The sequence below is a fragment of the Paludisphaera borealis genome (assembly GCF_001956985.1).
GTDB classification, from domain to species: Bacteria; Planctomycetota; Planctomycetia; order Isosphaerales; family Isosphaeraceae; genus Paludisphaera; species Paludisphaera borealis.
Genome location: NZ_CP019082.1, coordinates 1,727,456 through 1,744,047 on the forward strand (window position 1 = coordinate 1,727,456; position 16,592 = coordinate 1,744,047).

The window sequence follows — 16,592 nt, forward strand, 5'->3', positions numbered from 1 at the left end:
TTTAGAGTTTCATGAGCATATAGAGGAATAACAGCAGAGCCAGGCTGACCGATGAAACCTGGGCGACGAGGCTGAAGCCCAACCTCGGGCCCGATGCGGACGGTTGGAGGTCCAAGAGGATGGTCATCAACCGGGTCATTCGCGAGTAGCTCAACCTCGGGATCGACGCGGACGGTTGGCTGGCAGCCAATCGCAAATAGACGGCCGCCAGTCCGATGAGCAGGTACGTCGGCACTTCGTAGCTGCGCGTGATCGAGAGTTGGCCCACGGCTTCGCCCGCGATGATCGCCGCCAGGTAACGGCCCACCCTCCGAAATTCGGGGTCGCGGATCGGCGACCCGGCGCAGCCAAGTTTCAGGGGCCACCTGATCGCGAGATAGAACATCCCGACGTAGAACGAGCCGCCGACGAACCCCAACTCGGCGAAACAGTGGAAGAAGGAATTATGAGCGACGTAATGGATTTCTTCGACGAACTGGTCCATGCCGATGCCGAAGATCGGGGAGCCTCGGAAGAGCCTCCACCCCTCCGCCCAGATTTCGAGGCGTTGGTGACCGGTCCCCCCGCTCAGCGAGATGTCGGCCTGACGGCCCTTCAAGGCGAGGGCGACCGGCACGGCGAGGATGCTCAAGAAGAAAGCCTTCTTCGCGCCGAAGCGTGCGTAAAGTAAGCAGAGGAGCGACGCCATTAGGCCCATGAAACCGCCGCGCGACTGTGTCAGCGTCAGGGCATAGCCTTCGAGGACCAGGGGCGCCGTCCAGATCCACCGGAGGAGCCCCGACCGGCGGTCGCTCAACCAGTAGAGGCTGAGGATCAAGCCCGTCACGAGGATGCGCGAGAGCGAATTGGGATTGTTGTAGATCCCCGTGCTACAGAGCCTGACGATCTCGGTCAGCTCGACTCCGTCCTCGCCGTATTGCTCCTCCGCATAAGACTGTAGGGCCGGTACGTTGATCATCCCGTGATATTGCAGGAGGGCCAAGGCGGTCAGCACGAAGATCATCCAACCCAGCCAGTAGAGGAATCGACGCAGTCGATCCGTTGAATCGACGAGACCGACGAGGAGCAGGTAGTACATGACGACCTTGGCGAACAGGAATCCGAACGTCAGGGTGTCGGAGAGATGGAGGTGCGACAGATGCGACAGTACGACCGAACCGAGCAGCCCCACGACGCACGCGGTGATCGGGTTCTCGACCAGGCTCTCGCCACTCAATTGCCGGAGGACGACGGGATACGAGTACGCGAAGCATCCGAGGATCAGCACATTATAGATGGGTAGTTCCATGAGCTCGGGGACGACCTCCGCCGGCCTGACGAAGAGCGTCGCATTGACCAGGAGGAACAGGAGAAAACCCATGCCGATCCTCCACGACCCAATCCTACGCAAGGCGATCGACCGATGGACGTGTCGAGCAGGTCGGCCCGACCGTTCGTCGGTCGGCTCATACCGCCGATGATCGGCCCGAGGGGAGGCGTTCGGCGAGACCGGTCCACGTCCCGAGCCTCGCGGCGAGAACCAAGGTCTGATGGAAGAATTCCTCGCTCCTCAGTCCGTGGACGACGGCGGCGAGCGTCGCGTTGCCGCCGGCCAGAGCGACGTGCCAGGAACGCCGCGCGAGTTGATATGCGGAGATCTCCCAGGCCGGGAACATCCGCGCTTCACCACGATGGCCCCAGTAGGATCGCGACCAGAACCAGCGACGCCTCAGCCGTTCGGGAGAGACTCGATGCCCGACGACCGCCGATGGCTCGTAGAGCAGCCTGCCGCCGGCGAGAGCGACGCGGCCGAGCAGTTCCGTCTCTTCGCTTCCTATCAGGCGGTCGCCCATTCGTCCTAGATCGCACCGAAAGCCGCCGACCCGCAGGAGGCTCGACTTCCTGATGCTGAGATTCACCCCGTACAGTTCATCAGGGGTCGCCGCCCTGCGTTCCGGGCCGTGGTCGACCTTGGTCAGGAAGCCTTCATCGCGGTCGCCGAGCCAACCGGGCCTGGGCCGGGGATAACTCAAAAGGGCCCGGCCGCCGACGACGTCGTAATCCCCGCCCTCGCACGCGGCGGCGAGGCGGTCCAACCAGAAGGCGTCGACGTCCACGTCGTCGTCGATGAACGCGACGACGTCGAAACGCGACTCCTCCACTGCCCTGTTGCGGGCGCGGCTCAAGCCCTGGCGACCTTCCCAGATATAGCGCAACCGTCCCCCGAACCGACCCGAGAACGATTCGACCACGGCCCGCGTGTCGTCGGACGAGTTGTTGTCGATGACGAGGACCTCATACTCCAGCGAATCAACGGGCTTCATTCCGATCAGGCCTTCGAGGGTGCGTCTCAGCTCCCCCGACCGGTTGAACGTGGCGATGGCGATCGAGATGGACGTCATCGGAGAGCACCTCCCCTTTCTCTACGGAGTCGCTACGAGCCGACGCAAGGGCCGCTCAGGTCGCCCACGACCACCGGGCGGCTTCGTGGAAGACGCCGAACTCGCTGCTCAGCACGGGGTGGGTGACGTGGAAATTCTTGCCGGCCTGCGCGCAATAGAGCCGCTGGAACTTGCCGTCCCAGACGAGGACGTGGATCGAATAGAGGTCGGCGGACAGTTTGATCGGCGGCGTGAGCAACTCGATGGCGCCGCTGCCGGAGACCGCGTCGGTTCGGAATTCGTCCATCAAGGTGTTGTAATTGCAGCATGAGGTGTCGTCGGAGCGGATCACGGCCACGCTGAAGGTCGGATTCATGACGACCTCCTGGGCTTCGTAGTGCAGCCGCATCCGCATGCTCTCGCCATGCTTGAAGAGGGTTCGCGGTCGGCCGTCCTCGCCCATGACTTCGAAGTCCGTGATGTAGATCGGGCACTTCGTCGGGTCGGAGCCGACCATGCCCGAGGCCCAGGTCAGCATGTCGAGCCTTCCCGCTTGGTCGTAGGCCCGGATGACGTCTTCGGTCGGCCCTTCGAGCGCGACCCGGCCTTTGGATAGGAGGACCGCTCGGTCGCATATGGCCTTGATCGCGAACATGTTGTGCGAGACCAGGAGGAGCGTCGCGTCTCGGCTCAGCAGGGACCTGGCGTGATCCATGCATTTTCGCTGAAAGGCCAGGTCTCCCACCGACAGCACCTCGTCGATCAGGAAGATGTCAGGTTCCATGTGGGCGGCGACGGCGAACGCCAGGCGGACGTACATCCCGCTGGAATAGCGTTTGACGGGCGTATCGATGAATTGTCCGATCTCCGCGAAATCGACGATCGCGTCGAACTTGCGGGCCACCTCTCGGCGACCCATGCCGATGATCGCGCCGTTGAGGAAGACGTTCTCGCGACCGGTGAGTTCGGGGTGGAACCCCGTGCCCACCTCGAGCAAGCTCCCCACTCGGCCTTCAATCTCCACTCGGCCCTCGGTCGGCTCGGTGATCCGGCTGAGGACCTTGAGGAGGGTCGACTTCCCCGCTCCGTTGCCGCCCACGATCCCGACGGCCTCGCCTCGCCGGATCTCCAGATCCACGCCCTTCAGCGCCCAGAATTCCTCCGAGACCGGAAGGGGGGCCGGGGAAGTTCCAAACGACCGCTTGACGCGATCCAACGTCCCCGAAGCCGCATCCATGATCGATTCCCGCAGGGTGGAGTATTCACCGCCCCTGCGGAGGCCGATGCGATAGCGTTTGGAGACGTTCTCGGCTGTGATCACGGCTGACATGAGGTTCTAACCGCTTTCGTGTGCTTACGCATCCAGGCTGCAAATCGCCGTGACGACGAAATTGTGTTGTTCAAGGTTGGCAACCGCCGCTCAAACAAGGCACTTGATCAAGTGGGCCAGCCTTCTCCACCTGAGGTAGAGCGTCGGGCAGGTCGACAGCGACTCGGACGCCGCGAGCATGGCCAGTCGACCCTCGCCGGCCAGGTCCAGATCGAGCGAGGTCTGATACTGACGATGGCCGGCCGCCCAGCAGGTCTCCACGTATTTGCGGTAATTGACCAGCGGCGAGCATCGGTGTCGCCGGATGAACCCCGACATCCCCCCGAGTCGAGGGTAGGGAGCCGCTCCGTACACGAGCAGGTAGTCTCGCGCCGTTTTCGAGAAACTGAAGCTGGACTCGACGAATCGGCGGCAGGCTCGCCTCCTTCGATCCATCCCTGCCTCGTCGTGGAGGGTCGCCTGGACCAGTTGCACGAGCGAGTCGGGAGCCAAGGTTTCCGGGTAGAGGACGCCGCCGTGCTCGGGCCGCACGCCTTCGTTGACGCCGATGACGTCCGGCCCCACGACCGGACATCCGCAAGCCTGGGCTTCGATGTAGGCCAGGGACAGTCCCTCATAACGCGAGGTTGAGAGCAGACAGCCGCCGCTCGCGGCGACGTCCCGGAAGAACGACGGCATCCGCTCCGGCTCCAGGCCGCCCCAGAACTCGGCCTCGGCCCGCAGCACGCGAGCGACGTTCGGCGCGACCTTGCCCGGGCCGTCCGGGTCGGCGATCCACAAGCGGAGCCCCAGGCGTCGCAGCCCGGGGGCCACGGCGGCCAACCTGTCGATCTGTTTCTGTCGGAGGTCGGACCCTCTCCCGACCCAGGCCACGATCGGCGGGCCGTCTCCGACGGCTTCCGGGGGACGAAATCGATCGACGTCCACGGCGTTAGGGATCATCTGCACGGGGAGGTCGGTGCTGGCTTGCTGCGCCACCGCGTTCCAGTTCGAGCAGCCGACGAGGGCGTCGCAGTTCGAGGAGTTCCAGGCGGGGTCGCTCCATCCGTTCCCCGTGAGGACCAACTTCGGCCCCAGGGCGCGGACGGCGGACAGCCCGAGTTCCCAGTCGATGGTCGCCCCATGAACGACCTCATAGCGCCGCGCGTAAACGAGTTTCAACATCGCCGACAGGTCACCGAAATGCGTGACCTGGGCGTCGGGTACGCTGTCTTCGAAGGGCCCTCGGGAGAAGAAGAACAGCTCCACTTCGTGACCCAACTCCCGGAGCGCTTGGGAAAGGCCGAGCATCCAGGTCTCGACCCCCCCGATATCGCAGACCCTCCACGCGAGTAATATTTTCATGGCAGACCGACTCCTCGCATTGCAGACGCGATCGGATCGCGTCGAGAGAGCCTGCGCAAGTGGGACCATACCGTCGGGCCGATCCTGATCTTCCATTTCATCCTCGAGTAGATCTTCGTCCCAACGACCCCCGGGTCGGTCGACTTCGCGAAGCGTAACAACTTCTCGGAGGCGCCGAGATCGCCCCCGAGGAATGCCTCGTGGGAGCACCCCAGCGCCTCGCGCGCCAATACTTCGAAAGCCGAGCGCCGGAGCGCGTCGCCGTCGCTCAGGTGGTCCGCGCAGCGGCGAAAGAACTGGTCGTAGGCCGCCTTGTGGTGGAGGAGCTGGCTCAAAGTTTCGGCCGCCAACGCCTTGTGCATATTATGCTGATGTGACCTGTAGAATGCCTGATCGGCGTCGACGTAGCCCACGGAGGAGTGGGCGGCGAGACGCAGCCACATTTCCAGGTCTCCGGTGTGGGGGAGTTCGACGAGGTAGCCTCCCAAGCGATGCTGGAGTTCCGTACGTACGACGACCTCCGGGGACGCGATCCGATTGAATCCGTACGCGCATTGCTGCGCCAGCCATTCGGAACCTCCGATCACCTTCCATCCGAACGGCTCGAGATCCGAATCGGGCGCGATCGGGGCCCGATCGGTCTCGAACCGGACGACCCGTCCGTAGACGAATCCGACTTCCGGGTATGCGTCCATGAGTCCGACGGCGCGAGCGAGGGCGCCGGGCGCCAACAGGTCGTCAGCTGACAGGAGGAGGGTGTAGTCCCCCTCGGACCAATTCAGACCCTCGTTAAACGTCGCGATGTGACCCTTGTTGTTCTCGTGGCGACGGAACTCGACGCGCCCGTCTTCCGCAGCGAGCCCGGCGGCGAGCTCGAACGTGTGGTCCGGCGAGAAATCGTCGATGATGAGGATTCGGACGTCCGGACCCGATTGACTCAGGACGCTCTCGACGCAACCGCGCAGGAAGTGGGCGTATCGATAGCAAGGGATGATCACATCGACTCGACTCATCGAAGGACTTCCTCCTCGTCCCGCGAGCGAACTCGCTCGCCGGAAGGCGCCAAGGGGCGTGCGGGATTCCCCGCGACCGTCGCGCCCGGGGCGACCTCTCGGACGACGACGGAGCCCGTCCCGACGAGCGAGTGTTCACCGATCCGGAGGTTTTGGCGGATCACGGAGGCGGCCCCGATATAGCAATTCGGGTCGATATGCACGAAACCGCTCACGACGGCCCGAGGCGCGAGGATCGTGTAGTCGCCGATGCATGTGTCGTGTCCCACCGTGCATGCGGGGCAGAGGGTGACGAAGTCGCCCACGACGGTTCCGCCTCCCACGGTGACCCCCTGCTGGACGACGACGCCTCGGCCCAAGCGGGCGCGAGAGGAGACCGATGCGGACGGATGCACGAGCGTCGCGAACCTCTCCGCCGCCAGGCCGGTCGACGCCAGAATTTGTGGGAGGCGCCGGAAGCTCTTGTCGCTGCCGATCGAATTGACGAACGCGTGGTCGGGGAAGTTTCCCGCGTCGTGCAACGGGCCGAGCACATCCAGGCCCAAGTGGCGGGTCCCTGGCGGTCGGGCGTCGTCGAGGAAGCCAGCCACGTCCCAGGTTGGCGTCGTCGTATTGAGGGCTTCGACCAAGTCGAGGACGTCGTGGGCGTTGCCACCAGTACCCAGTATTAGAATCGGTCTGCTCATGGATCCTCCAGCCAGACAGCGGCGGAACTTGTGAAGTCATGCAACGACGCGATGACAATGGGTCGATCCGTACTAACCTAAGAGTTGGGGTGCCAGGACCGGGGGCCGTCCGTTCCTGTCGCCTCCCGTCGACAAGGGGCTTCCGCGGCCTCACGCAGGGCCGTGATCACCCAGAGTTGGTCGTTTGCGCTCATCGAGTCGTAGAGCGGCAGGAAGACGACGCCGTCCCGGGCCGCTTCGGAGTGGGGCAGGCGTCGCATCGACTCGTCCGCGTACGCTCCTTCCTGATGCGCGTTCATGACGCCTCGGCGGGTGCTGATTCCTTGTTCCAGGAGCGACTGCATCAGTTCGTCCCGCGAGAGGGGGAATTCGGATGTCACGCGGACCGCGTAGGATTGATGGTTGGGCCGCGCGAAGGGCGGGATCTGGTGCGTCTCCAGGCCAGGGATCTCTTCGAGGGCTCGCGAATACCGCTCGGCCAGATCGATGCGCCGGGCCAGCATCTCAGGCAATCGGCGGAGTTGCACGCGTCCGACCGCCGCCTGGATGTCCGTCATCCGGTAGTTGAATCCCAGGATCGGGTATTCCTCGAAGACCACGGCCCGGGCCACATGCCGTGCGGTGTCCGAGATGCTCATCCCATGCTGCCGGAGCAGCCGGAACTTGCGGTCGAGCTCGGGATCGTGCGTGGTGATCATCCCCCCTTCGCCAGTGGTCAGGACCTTGCGCGGATGGAACGAAAAGCAAGCTACGGCACCGTGGGGCCGGCCTATCCGCTCCCAGCGTCCGTCGATGCGCAGCTCGCTCCCGATGGCGCAAGCGGCGTCCTCCACCACGGGCAGGCCGTGCCGCCTGGCGACGTCCAGGACGCTCGCCATGTCGCACGGCAGGCCGATCTGATGGACCGGCAGGATCGCCCGGGTCCTCGGAGTGATCGCGGACTCGATGAGGCCGGTATCAATGTTGTAAGTCCTCGGGTCGATGTCCACGAACACGGGGCGCGCCCCGCAATGGCGGACGGCGTTCGCGGTAGCGATGAACGAGTGGCTGACCGTGACGACCTCGTCGCCCGGGCCGACGCCGAGGGCGAGGAGCGCCAGGTGCAGGGCCGTCGTGCAGTTCGAGACGGCGCAGGCATGGGACGCACCGACGTAGTCGGCGAACTCCTCTTCGAAGGCCGCGACCTCGGGGCCCTGAGTGATCCAGCCCGAGAGGATCGCCCGGCGGCCCGCCTCGGCCTCTTCCTCGCCCAGGCTGGGGCGGGCGATCGGGATCTTCCGAATGACTAAACTCAACGGGCCATCTCCTTTCTACCCGGCGCCAATTCACGTTGCCAGGCGACCAGGCGTCGGAGGCCCTCCTCAAGGGAGACCTCGGCGGCGAAGCCCAGATCGCGGCGGGCCCGCGTCGTGTCGGCCAGTCGTCTGGGCACCGGGTTGACCTTGCGAGCGGGGTGGAATTCGGGCGATAGATGATGAGCGCCCGTCACGTCCTGCATCGCTCGCCAGAGTCCCAGGAGCGTCGTCTCGGTCCCGCTGGCGACGTTGTAGATGTCGTCGGTGCGATCCGAACGCATCGCCAGAATGTTGGCCCGCGCGATATCCTCGGCGTAGACGAAGTCCATCGAGGCGGAGCCGTCGCCATGGATCAACGGCGGCCGTCCGTCGTCGATGCATTCGAGCCAGCGGATGAAGACCTCGGTGTATGCTCCGGTGACGTCCATGCGAGGGCCGTAGACGTTGAAGTAGCGGAGGCCCACGCTCGCCAGCCCGTACATTTCGCGAAAGCCGCGGGCGACGCCCTCGTTCATCTGCTTGGCGGCGCCGTAGAGGGTCCGGTTGTTGTAGGGATGGTGCCGCTCGTCGGTGGGGAACACCTCCGCCGCGCCGTAGACTGAAGCCGAGGATGCGTAGACGACCTTCTTCACGCTCGAGGCGACGGCGGCCTCGAAGACGTTGAAGGCGCCCATGACCAGAACGTCCATGCACTCGCGGGGCTGCTCGGCGCAGAGCGTGATCCTTATCGCCGCCTGGTGAAAGACGAAGTCGCAGCCGTCGACCGCCCGCGCGACCGTCTCACGGTCGCGGACGTCGCCTTCGATCATGGCGATCGGCCGGCGCGCCCGTGCCGCCGCCAGGTTGTCGCGGGAGCCGCGAACCAGGTTGTCGAGCACTCGGATTTCCCCCACGCCCTCGTCGATCAAGCGGTCGACGATGTGGGAGCCGATCAGGCCGGCTCCCCCCGTGACAAGCACCGTGGCCCCTTCCAGCGACTGACTCATGCGTATTCCACCTCGAGGAGGATCTCGGTCAGGGTCTCGATCACCCGATCCTGTTGTCGATTCGTCATCTCGGGGAAGATCGGCAGCGAGAAGCATTCGCGGGCGATGCGCTCCGAGACGGGGAAGTCGCCGGTCTGGTGGCCCAGGTGCTCGTAGGCCCCCTGAAGGTGGACGGGGATCGGGTAATGTAGGCCGGTCTGCACGCCCCGCTCCTCCAGAGCCTGACGGATTCTGTCGCGCTGGGGATGAAGAGCGACGAAGAGGTGCCAGACGTGGCGTCGGTCCGTGGCCTCGGTCGGGAGCAACAGGGGGAGGTCGGCGAGCCCTGCTTGATAACGCTCGGCGAGCCGACGGCGAGCCTCGGTCCACCCCTCCAGGTATTTCAGCTTGATCCCCAGGACGGCCCCCTGGAACGCTTCCATTCGATAATTGAACCCGAGCTCTCCGTGGTGGTACCGTCGGCCCTGGGCATGATCTCTCAGGGTCCGCAGCCGCGCCGCCACGTCGGCGTCGTTGGTGACCACCGCCCCCGCCTCGCCGCAGGCGCCGAGATTCTTGCCGGGGTAGAAGCTGAAGCAGCCGCAAAGCCCCATCGTCCCGGCCGCCCGCTCTTGACAGCGGGCGCCGTGCGCCTGCGCGGCGTCCTCGACGACCGGGATGCCATGTCGGCGGCCGATCTCCAGGAGTGGTCCCATGTCGGCCGACTGCCCGTAGAGATGAACTGGCAAGATCGCCCGGGTCCGGTTGGTGATCCGCCGCTCGACCTGCCGGACGTCCATCGTGAGAGTGGCCAGGTCGACGTCGACGAACACGGGGGTGGCCCCGACGTAACTTACGGCCCAGGAGGTGGCGACGAAGGTCATCGGGACGGTGATGACCTCATCCCCCGGTCCGACCCCCGCGCAGATCAGGGCCAGGTGGAGCGCCGAGGTCCCGCTGTTGACGCCGACGCAATGCCTGGCTCCGACGAAGGCGGCGAAAGCTTCCTCGAATCCCGCCACCCGAGGACCCAGCACGTAGGTCGCGCCGTCGGCGACCTCCTCCAAGGCCTGCAAAATCTCGGCCCGAATCCCGGCGTACTGGGTCTTCAGGTCGAGGAAAGGCACCGGGCCCTCGTCGGGGCGAGCCTCCAGCGTCGCACTTGCGCTATCACGGCTGATCATCATCGGTCTCCTGGCTCTTCGCGCATCCGGAGAAATCGAGCGGGGACGCCCGCCATCACCGCCCCCGGGGCCACGTCCCGGGTCACGACGGCCCCTGCTCCGATCAGGGCTCCGCGACCGATCGTCACTCCGCCCAACACCACCGCCCCACTGCCGATTGAAGCCCCCCGGCAGACGCGGATCGGCACCACCTGCCAGTCGTCGTCCGTCGAGGGGCGGCCGTCGACCGTCGCCCGAGGGTCGAGGTCATTGATGAAGATGACGCCGTGCCCGATGAAGACCTCGTCGTCGATCGTGACCCCCTCGCAGATGAACGTGTGGCTGGAGATCTTGCAACGAGCCCCGATCGAGGCGTTCTTTTGGATCTCAACGAAGCTGCCGATCCGGGTTTCATCGCCGACCTGGCAACCGTACAGATTAACGAAGCAGTGCATGGACACGTTTTTCCCCAGTCGGACGTCCGAGCTGATCCTGATTCCGTTCGCCGGATCCGTTCGCTCGTGAGCCTGCGGCGCCATGATTAAAGGCTCCATTAGAGAGGACGATCCTGCCCCCTTGGGCTCGAATGCTCCGGGTCGCCGCCTCGAGTTGGGAGACCACGCGCAACCCTAGCCGCCCATCGCTGAGCGGGGTTTTCCCATCGCGGATGCACTCGGCGAAATGGGAGACCACCGCCTGGAGGGGCTCTCCCACCTCGATGTGAGGACTCCGGACCTCGCCGGTGCGGTAGCCGACCATGAGCCTCCGCCGATCCTCGATCCCTTCCCCGAGCTCGATGCCCCGGTCGTAGACCTTGATCGGCTCGGCGGTGTTGAGTTCATTGAAAATCAGGCTCTTGCGGGAACCGGCGAAAATCATCTGGCGGATCTTCACGGGCGATAGCCAGTTCACATGAAAGTTCGCCAACATCTGCTCGTTGTAGTCGACGTTGACGTAAGCGACGTCCTCGATGTCGCGGTCGGCGTGGGCGCATCCCCACGCCGAGATGCTCCGGGCGTCGCAGCCGAGTATGTAGTCGACGATCGATAGGTCGTGCGGGGCGAGATCCCAGACGACGTTGACGTCCCTCTGAAAAAGGCCCAGATTGATCCGTATGCTATCGATGTAGTAAAGATCGCCGAGTTCCCCGTACTCTACGAGCTCTTTGATCCGGCTGACCGCATTGTTGAACAGATAGGTGTGGTCCACCATCAGGACCCGCTGACGCTGCTCGGCCAGCTCGACCAGCGATCGGGCATCGTAGGTGGTGGCCGCCAGCGGCTTCTCGACAAGCACATGCAGGCCGGCCTCCAGACAGCGCGAGGCGAGCTGGTAATGAGTGGAAACCGGAGTGGCGACGGCCACCGCCTGGATCGGCAGCTCCAGGAGCTGGTCAATGGAGTTGACGAGGGCGAGGTGGCTGAACGTTCGGCCGATCGTTTCAAGTCGCTCGGGGCTTGAGTCGCAGACGGCGACGACCTCGGTCAGCGGGCAGGCGGAAAAATTCCGGATCAAGTTAGGGCCCCAGTAACCCGCGCCGACGATCCCAACTTTGAGCTGGCTCATCATGACTCCTGGATTCTCATCTTGACGACGGTTAATTCGGACGCGGGCCCGAGGGGGTTCAGATGACGTCTGCGAATCCCCGTTCGACGCGACGGAAGTAAAGCGTACCCGAGACGAACAGCACCACGGCGACGGCGAGGGACAGGCTCAGCGAGTACGCGTCGATAGGCCTTCCCAGGACCGCGGATCGGAAATTCGCGATCAATCCGTAAGCGGGATTCAGCGGTAAGAGAATTCTCCAGGGGCCCTCGTTGAGCTTATCGGTTTGCATATAGACCGATGGGGTGCCGAACATCCAGAGTTGCACCAGGAACGGGGCCACGTAACGAAAGTCGCGGTACGCAACCGTCATGGCCGCCAGAAACGTTCCAACGCCGACCGCCGCGAGCACGATCCCCAGAACGAGTAGAGGCGCCAACAGAATCCCGATCTGGAGGCCGATTCGATAGTAAACCATCAGTATTCCCAGCATGCCGCTGGCGACGGCGAAGTCGAGGAGGCCGGCCGCGACCGCCGAGAGCGGGATCATGATCCTGGGAAAGTACACCTTGGTGATGAGGCGCTCGCTCCCCACGACGCTCTGCCCGGCGCCGCTGACGGCGTTGGAGAAGAATGTCCACGGGAGCAACCCGGCGAACACGAAAATTGGATAAGGCAGATCGCCCGACGAAACGCCGGCGGCCCTGCCGAAGAACAGGCTGAAGACGATCATGGTCATCAAAGGCTGGAGAACCGCCCAGGCGGCGCCGAGGACCGTCTGTTTATACCGAACCTTGACATCGCGCCACGTCAAGAAGTACAGCAGTTCGCGATGCATCCATAATTCATTCAAGTCGATGGATCGCCAGCCGGAACGCGGCTGGAGGATGGTCCGTCGAGGTCGTACGGTCGACGGCGCTCCCCGCGACCGGTGAGTATCAATCGAGGAGGTTATGAAAGTCATGCGTCTCTCTTAAGGTAGCTAGTGTTTCGCAAGGAGTCGGCCATCGTCCGGCCCGATCGACACTGACGAGACTCGGCGCTCAGGAAGGCTCTTCTTCGACTGGATTCCACTGCGGTGATGTATATGAGCCGTAATAACGATTCGGCTTGAGAGGGACTCCCGAAACGACCGCGCCCAAGATTCGCACCCCCATGGACGCCAGCCGTTCGGACGCGGCGTAGATCTGGGGGAGTTGGCTCACCGCGCGAAGGACGCTGAGGAGCACGGCGTCGACATGCTGGCTGACGATCAGGGCGTCGGTCACGAGCAGCAGGGGGGAAGAATCGACGATGATGAAATCGAACTGATCGCGAAGCTCTTGCAAGAGGTTTGGGAAATCCTCGCGTGGAAGCAGGTCGATCGTTGCGGGATCGCAACGACCCGCGAAGATCAAGGACAGACCGGGGACGGGTGTCTGGCGCACCGCGTCCGTCCAACCAATCTCCCCGCGCAGGATGTCGCCGAGGCCGGGCCCTGATGGGAAGTCGAAGACGTCATGGAGGGAAGGCTTGCGCAGATCGCAATCCATCAAGAGTGTCTTGCGGCCCCCCCGAGCCAGGCTCGTGGCCAGGTGGCACGAGAGCGAGGTCTTGCCCTCTCCCTTCAAGGCGCTCGTGACCAAGACGACCCGGAACGGCTGATGTCGCCCGGCGTTCAGGAGCATGGTTCGCACCGCGTCGATCGATTGGACGAGGCGATCGCGTTCGATCTGCTTTTGATCGCCCCGGCGGGGGCCGTTCAATTTCGGGAGATCGCCGATGATCCTCAGCCCGAGTCGAAAGGCCACCTCGTCCGGCACGTCGATTTTCCTGCTCTGGAATTCCCAGAGCGACACGCAACCAACGAATGCGAGGAAGACTCCGGCCCCCACGATCGTGCTGAGTTTGCACCGCCGGAGCGGGTCGTTCATCGTGGGGACGCTGGCTTTCTCAATGAGGCGGATGCGGGGCGGGGCCTGCATCTCCACCGTCATGGACTGGACCTCGGCGCCGACCATCTTGGCCGTGTCGGAAGCCACCGCGATTTCGTCTTCGAGCCAGTGGAAATCCATCGATTTGACATTCAACGAGGACATCTGGGACTCGAGGGACGCGATCTCGTCGATCAGGCTCTTTTCCTGTTCGTGAAGGATTTCGAGGTATTCCTTGACCTCCTCCAGACGGGCGTCCGGGATGGCGGCGGGCTCGGCGCGATTGAATTCCGCGGCGGCCGCGCGGAGCTCCTGGCGCCGTCCCTCCAGTTCCCCCGTGACTAATTTGATTTCTCGCTGGATGGCCAGAATCGAGGGGTCGACGTTCCCTTGGCGGCTGATCCGCTTGACCGAAGCATGCTTTCTCCGAAGCTCGGCGAGTCGACTTCGAAGCTCCATCACCTGGGGGTCCACCTCGGCCGTACTCAGGGTGTCCAAGGTGGAGACGGTCTGGTTCGACGTCGGCTCGAGTTCCGGCTTGGATGCCAGGACGTTCAGCCGCGCCTGGGACTTCCGGACGTCTGAATTGAGCTTCAGCAACTCCTGACGAGCCAGTCCGAGATGCTCGACCATCATCTGCTGTCTGACGGCCGCGGCCTGCTTGTCGCTCGTTCCTATCGAACCCGCCATTTCCTTGAATTTCAGCCGCTTTTCAGTCAAATCCTTTTGATAATCGGCGAACAACTCCTTCAACCGCTCGAGCCGCTCGACCCGCGCGAGTCGTTCTTTGTCCACAATCTCCGTGAGGTAAGAATCCGCGATCGCGTTCACCAGTGTCGACAGGTCCAGAGGCGGGCAGCTCGCGGTCATTGAGATGGAGAGGATCTCGGAACCACGCGGGAAATCCACCATGAGCACTCCGGAGAGCCAGTCGATCGGGTCGAGTAGCTTGCGAACGGTCGGAAGGCTCGCGATCGCCGGAGGATTGAGGGCCGCTTCCAACACCTTACGACTCTTGACCAGGATCACTTGCGTCTCCTGGTAAGTCCGAAAGCCGACCTCGCTTTCACGGGTCTCGAAGAGCTCTCGCGGGCGCTTCTCGGCCACATGGACGAGAGCGCGGGCGGTGTATTTCGGCGGCGGCAGGTAGAGGTAGACGGCGGCGGCCGAGAGTGACGAGCAGAGCAGACCTCCGAGGAGAGCGAACAGCCAGCGGCGGCGCAACGCCCTGAGCAGCCCGTCAAGATCGGGCATCTCCGACAGTCCCGGTGGGGGCTCCACGGCTTTCAGCGAGGCGCCGTACCCGGGGACGATCCGATCGACAGGGAGCAGTTCGACCGGAGTGGGCGCGCTCGCGCCTTGCTCCTGCGAGAGCACTGTTGGGATGCCGTTGATAAATGAGCTGGATCGGAAAGGTTCCATTGCGGTATCGCTCCATCAACTGCGTCCGAGCGGCGGACGGTTAGTCTCAGTCGCTTGGAGTGTAGTAATCGCTCGGGACCAAACACGGTCATCGGCGCGCATTCCGCGCCCATGGGTTCCATTGCGCTGGGACCCAATCGAGGACGCAGACGTCATCGGCCGGCGGTGGGTATCCGAAGGCATGGCGAGCTCGGACGGAACCAGCGACGTCGTTCCCCTCCAGCTCGATCAGATTACACCCTGGCGCGTAATTCATCATGGTGCACTCCTGGTGAATCCTAACTCTTGCACGGATTCTGAATGTCATTGGAATGTCAAACTGCTTCTTGACAATCCAGTGCGTCGGAAACTCGACGGGCGGAGCCCGAGCCGGACCTCAACTTGCGCAAGAGGCTTCGACCGAGACTCCTTCCGTTTCCGATTGGGGGGCGGTCAGTCCCAGGGGCCGCCCAAGCCCGTTGAACGAGAAGTGAAAGAGTTGCGCGATCCTTTGGCTGGGATACCGGACGATGTGGAGCGGCGTGGCGAGAAAGATCCGGAAATCCAGCGACGGGCCGATCTGCTCGATGTAGTAAAGATCGAGTTCGAGCTTGCGCCGGACGCTGTCGAGATCCGTGTCCGAGGCCTGAAGGACCTGGGCCAGCCCCGTGAGGCCGGGACGAATTTCGAGTCGCCGTCGGTATTGGGGAAAGAGCTTCTCGAGCTGGGTGATGATTTCGGGGCGCTCAGGACGCGGCCCGACTAGGCTCATGTCGCCGCACAAGACATTGAAGAGTTGAGGCAACTCATCGAGGTGGCTCCACCGCAGGAACTGACCGACCCACGTGATCCTGGGATCTCCTGGGAAAGACCAGACTGCACCGGTTTTGCGCTCGCAATCTTGGTACATCGTCCGAATCTTGTAGATCGTGATTGGACGACCTCGAAATCCCAGCCGCCTCTGGGAGTAGATCGGTGAACCGGGAGAGGACAGTCGGACGGCGATGATGCTGAGGACGATGACCGGCCATGCGAAAAACAGGAGGACGGCCGCAAGGCTGAAATCGAGCGTAATCTTGACCCGCTTGTAATCGGGCCACCAGGCTGTGGCAACAGTTCTGGTTTCCATTCTTGCCTCGAGGGGTTGTTGACCAACGGTGTATCTCTCGGAAGTCCTTTTCCCTCACGACGCTATTTCATCAATCGCAGACCCGACGGATACGCGACTGGCGCTGTCAAAATTTCCGAATGAGTGTCACGAAGCCGTGCAGGGACTGTTCAGCCGAGGAGGCGGGCTGTCGGACATGACGATTCCCTCTGGTGCGAGGAGGTCGACAGTCCGATCGGACAATCCCACGAGGTCGGCGTCGGCCATCACCGACCCGATGCGTTCGCGGAGAGCGACCCTTCGGTCAGGGGGGCGAACGTCTCTCGCCCATGCACCGACGACGGGAGAGGCGGGGCGACCTTCTCAAACCTGGGGATGTGTGGGACGGGAATCGATCCCGTTCGGACGGCCGATGTCGCCATAGTCGGCGAGATGCGCCTCGGACTCCGGTCTTTGAGGTGGAGGAGCT

General features: G+C 63.6%; 14 protein-coding genes. All 14 read right to left on the reverse strand.

Annotated features, from left to right (window positions below; genetic code table 11):
* Position 1: 1 nt before the first annotated feature.
* Positions 2 to 1,360 (reverse strand): O-antigen ligase family protein, encoded by a 1,359-nt coding sequence (locus BSF38_RS06785; RefSeq protein ID WP_076344166.1) that lies wholly within the window; start codon positions 1,358 to 1,360, stop codon positions 2 to 4.
* An 85-nt stretch (positions 1,361 to 1,445) separates the two neighbouring features.
* Positions 1,446 to 2,381 (reverse strand): glycosyltransferase family 2 protein, encoded by a 936-nt coding sequence (locus BSF38_RS06790; RefSeq protein ID WP_076344168.1) that lies wholly within the window; start codon positions 2,379 to 2,381, stop codon positions 1,446 to 1,448.
* Positions 2,382 to 2,436: 55 nt separating this feature from the next.
* Positions 2,437 to 3,690: an ABC transporter ATP-binding protein gene (locus BSF38_RS06795; protein WP_076344170.1), complete on the reverse strand. Its 1,254-nt coding sequence runs from the start codon at positions 3,688 to 3,690 to the stop codon at positions 2,437 to 2,439.
* A 90-nt stretch (positions 3,691 to 3,780) separates the two neighbouring features.
* On the reverse strand, positions 3,781 to 5,034 hold the full coding sequence (locus tag BSF38_RS06800) for a glycosyltransferase family 4 protein (RefSeq protein WP_168189323.1): 1,254 nt from the start codon (positions 5,032 to 5,034) through the stop codon (positions 3,781 to 3,783).
* Positions 5,031 to 6,047: a glycosyltransferase family 2 protein gene (locus BSF38_RS06805; RefSeq protein WP_076344174.1), complete on the reverse strand. Its 1,017-nt coding sequence runs from the start codon at positions 6,045 to 6,047 to the stop codon at positions 5,031 to 5,033. Before BSF38_RS06805 ends, BSF38_RS06800 begins: the two co-directional genes overlap by 4 nt.
* Positions 6,044 to 6,733, reverse strand: a complete 690-nt coding sequence (locus tag BSF38_RS06810) for a NeuD/PglB/VioB family sugar acetyltransferase (protein WP_076344176.1) — start codon at positions 6,731 to 6,733, stop codon at positions 6,044 to 6,046. The genes BSF38_RS06805 and BSF38_RS06810 overlap by 4 nt, the downstream gene beginning before the upstream one ends.
* A 77-nt stretch (positions 6,734 to 6,810) precedes the next feature.
* Entirely contained in the window at positions 6,811 to 8,028 is a 1,218-nt protein-coding gene (locus BSF38_RS06815) for a DegT/DnrJ/EryC1/StrS family aminotransferase (protein WP_076344178.1), read from the reverse strand.
* Positions 8,025 to 9,014: an SDR family NAD(P)-dependent oxidoreductase gene (locus tag BSF38_RS06820; protein WP_083712744.1), complete on the reverse strand. Its 990-nt coding sequence runs from the start codon at positions 9,012 to 9,014 to the stop codon at positions 8,025 to 8,027. Before BSF38_RS06820 ends, BSF38_RS06815 begins: the two co-directional genes overlap by 4 nt.
* A complete protein-coding gene (locus BSF38_RS06825; RefSeq protein ID WP_076350650.1) occupies positions 9,011 to 10,177 on the reverse strand; it encodes a DegT/DnrJ/EryC1/StrS family aminotransferase in 1,167 nt (388 codons plus the stop codon). Before BSF38_RS06825 ends, BSF38_RS06820 begins: the two co-directional genes overlap by 4 nt.
* Positions 10,177 to 10,611, reverse strand: coding sequence for an acyltransferase (locus tag BSF38_RS06830; RefSeq protein ID WP_076344180.1), 435 nt, complete (start codon positions 10,609 to 10,611; stop codon positions 10,177 to 10,179). Before BSF38_RS06830 ends, BSF38_RS06825 begins: the two co-directional genes overlap by 1 nt.
* Positions 10,595 to 11,722 carry a Gfo/Idh/MocA family protein gene (locus tag BSF38_RS06835; protein ID WP_076350651.1) on the reverse strand — a complete coding sequence of 376 codons (1,128 nt, stop codon included), beginning with the start codon at positions 11,720 to 11,722 and terminating at the stop codon, positions 10,595 to 10,597. Before BSF38_RS06835 ends, BSF38_RS06830 begins: the two co-directional genes overlap by 17 nt.
* A 58-nt stretch (positions 11,723 to 11,780) precedes the next feature.
* Entirely contained in the window at positions 11,781 to 12,539 is a 759-nt protein-coding gene (locus BSF38_RS06840) for an ABC transporter permease (protein WP_237170774.1), read from the reverse strand.
* A 205-nt stretch (positions 12,540 to 12,744) separates the two neighbouring features.
* Entirely contained in the window at positions 12,745 to 15,036 is a 2,292-nt protein-coding gene (locus BSF38_RS06845) for a polysaccharide biosynthesis tyrosine autokinase (protein WP_083712748.1), read from the reverse strand.
* Positions 15,037 to 15,412: 376 nt separating this feature from the next.
* On the reverse strand, positions 15,413 to 16,144 hold the full coding sequence (locus BSF38_RS06850) for a sugar transferase (protein ID WP_076344184.1): 732 nt from the start codon (positions 16,142 to 16,144) through the stop codon (positions 15,413 to 15,415).
* Positions 16,145 to 16,592 lie beyond the last annotated feature (448 nt).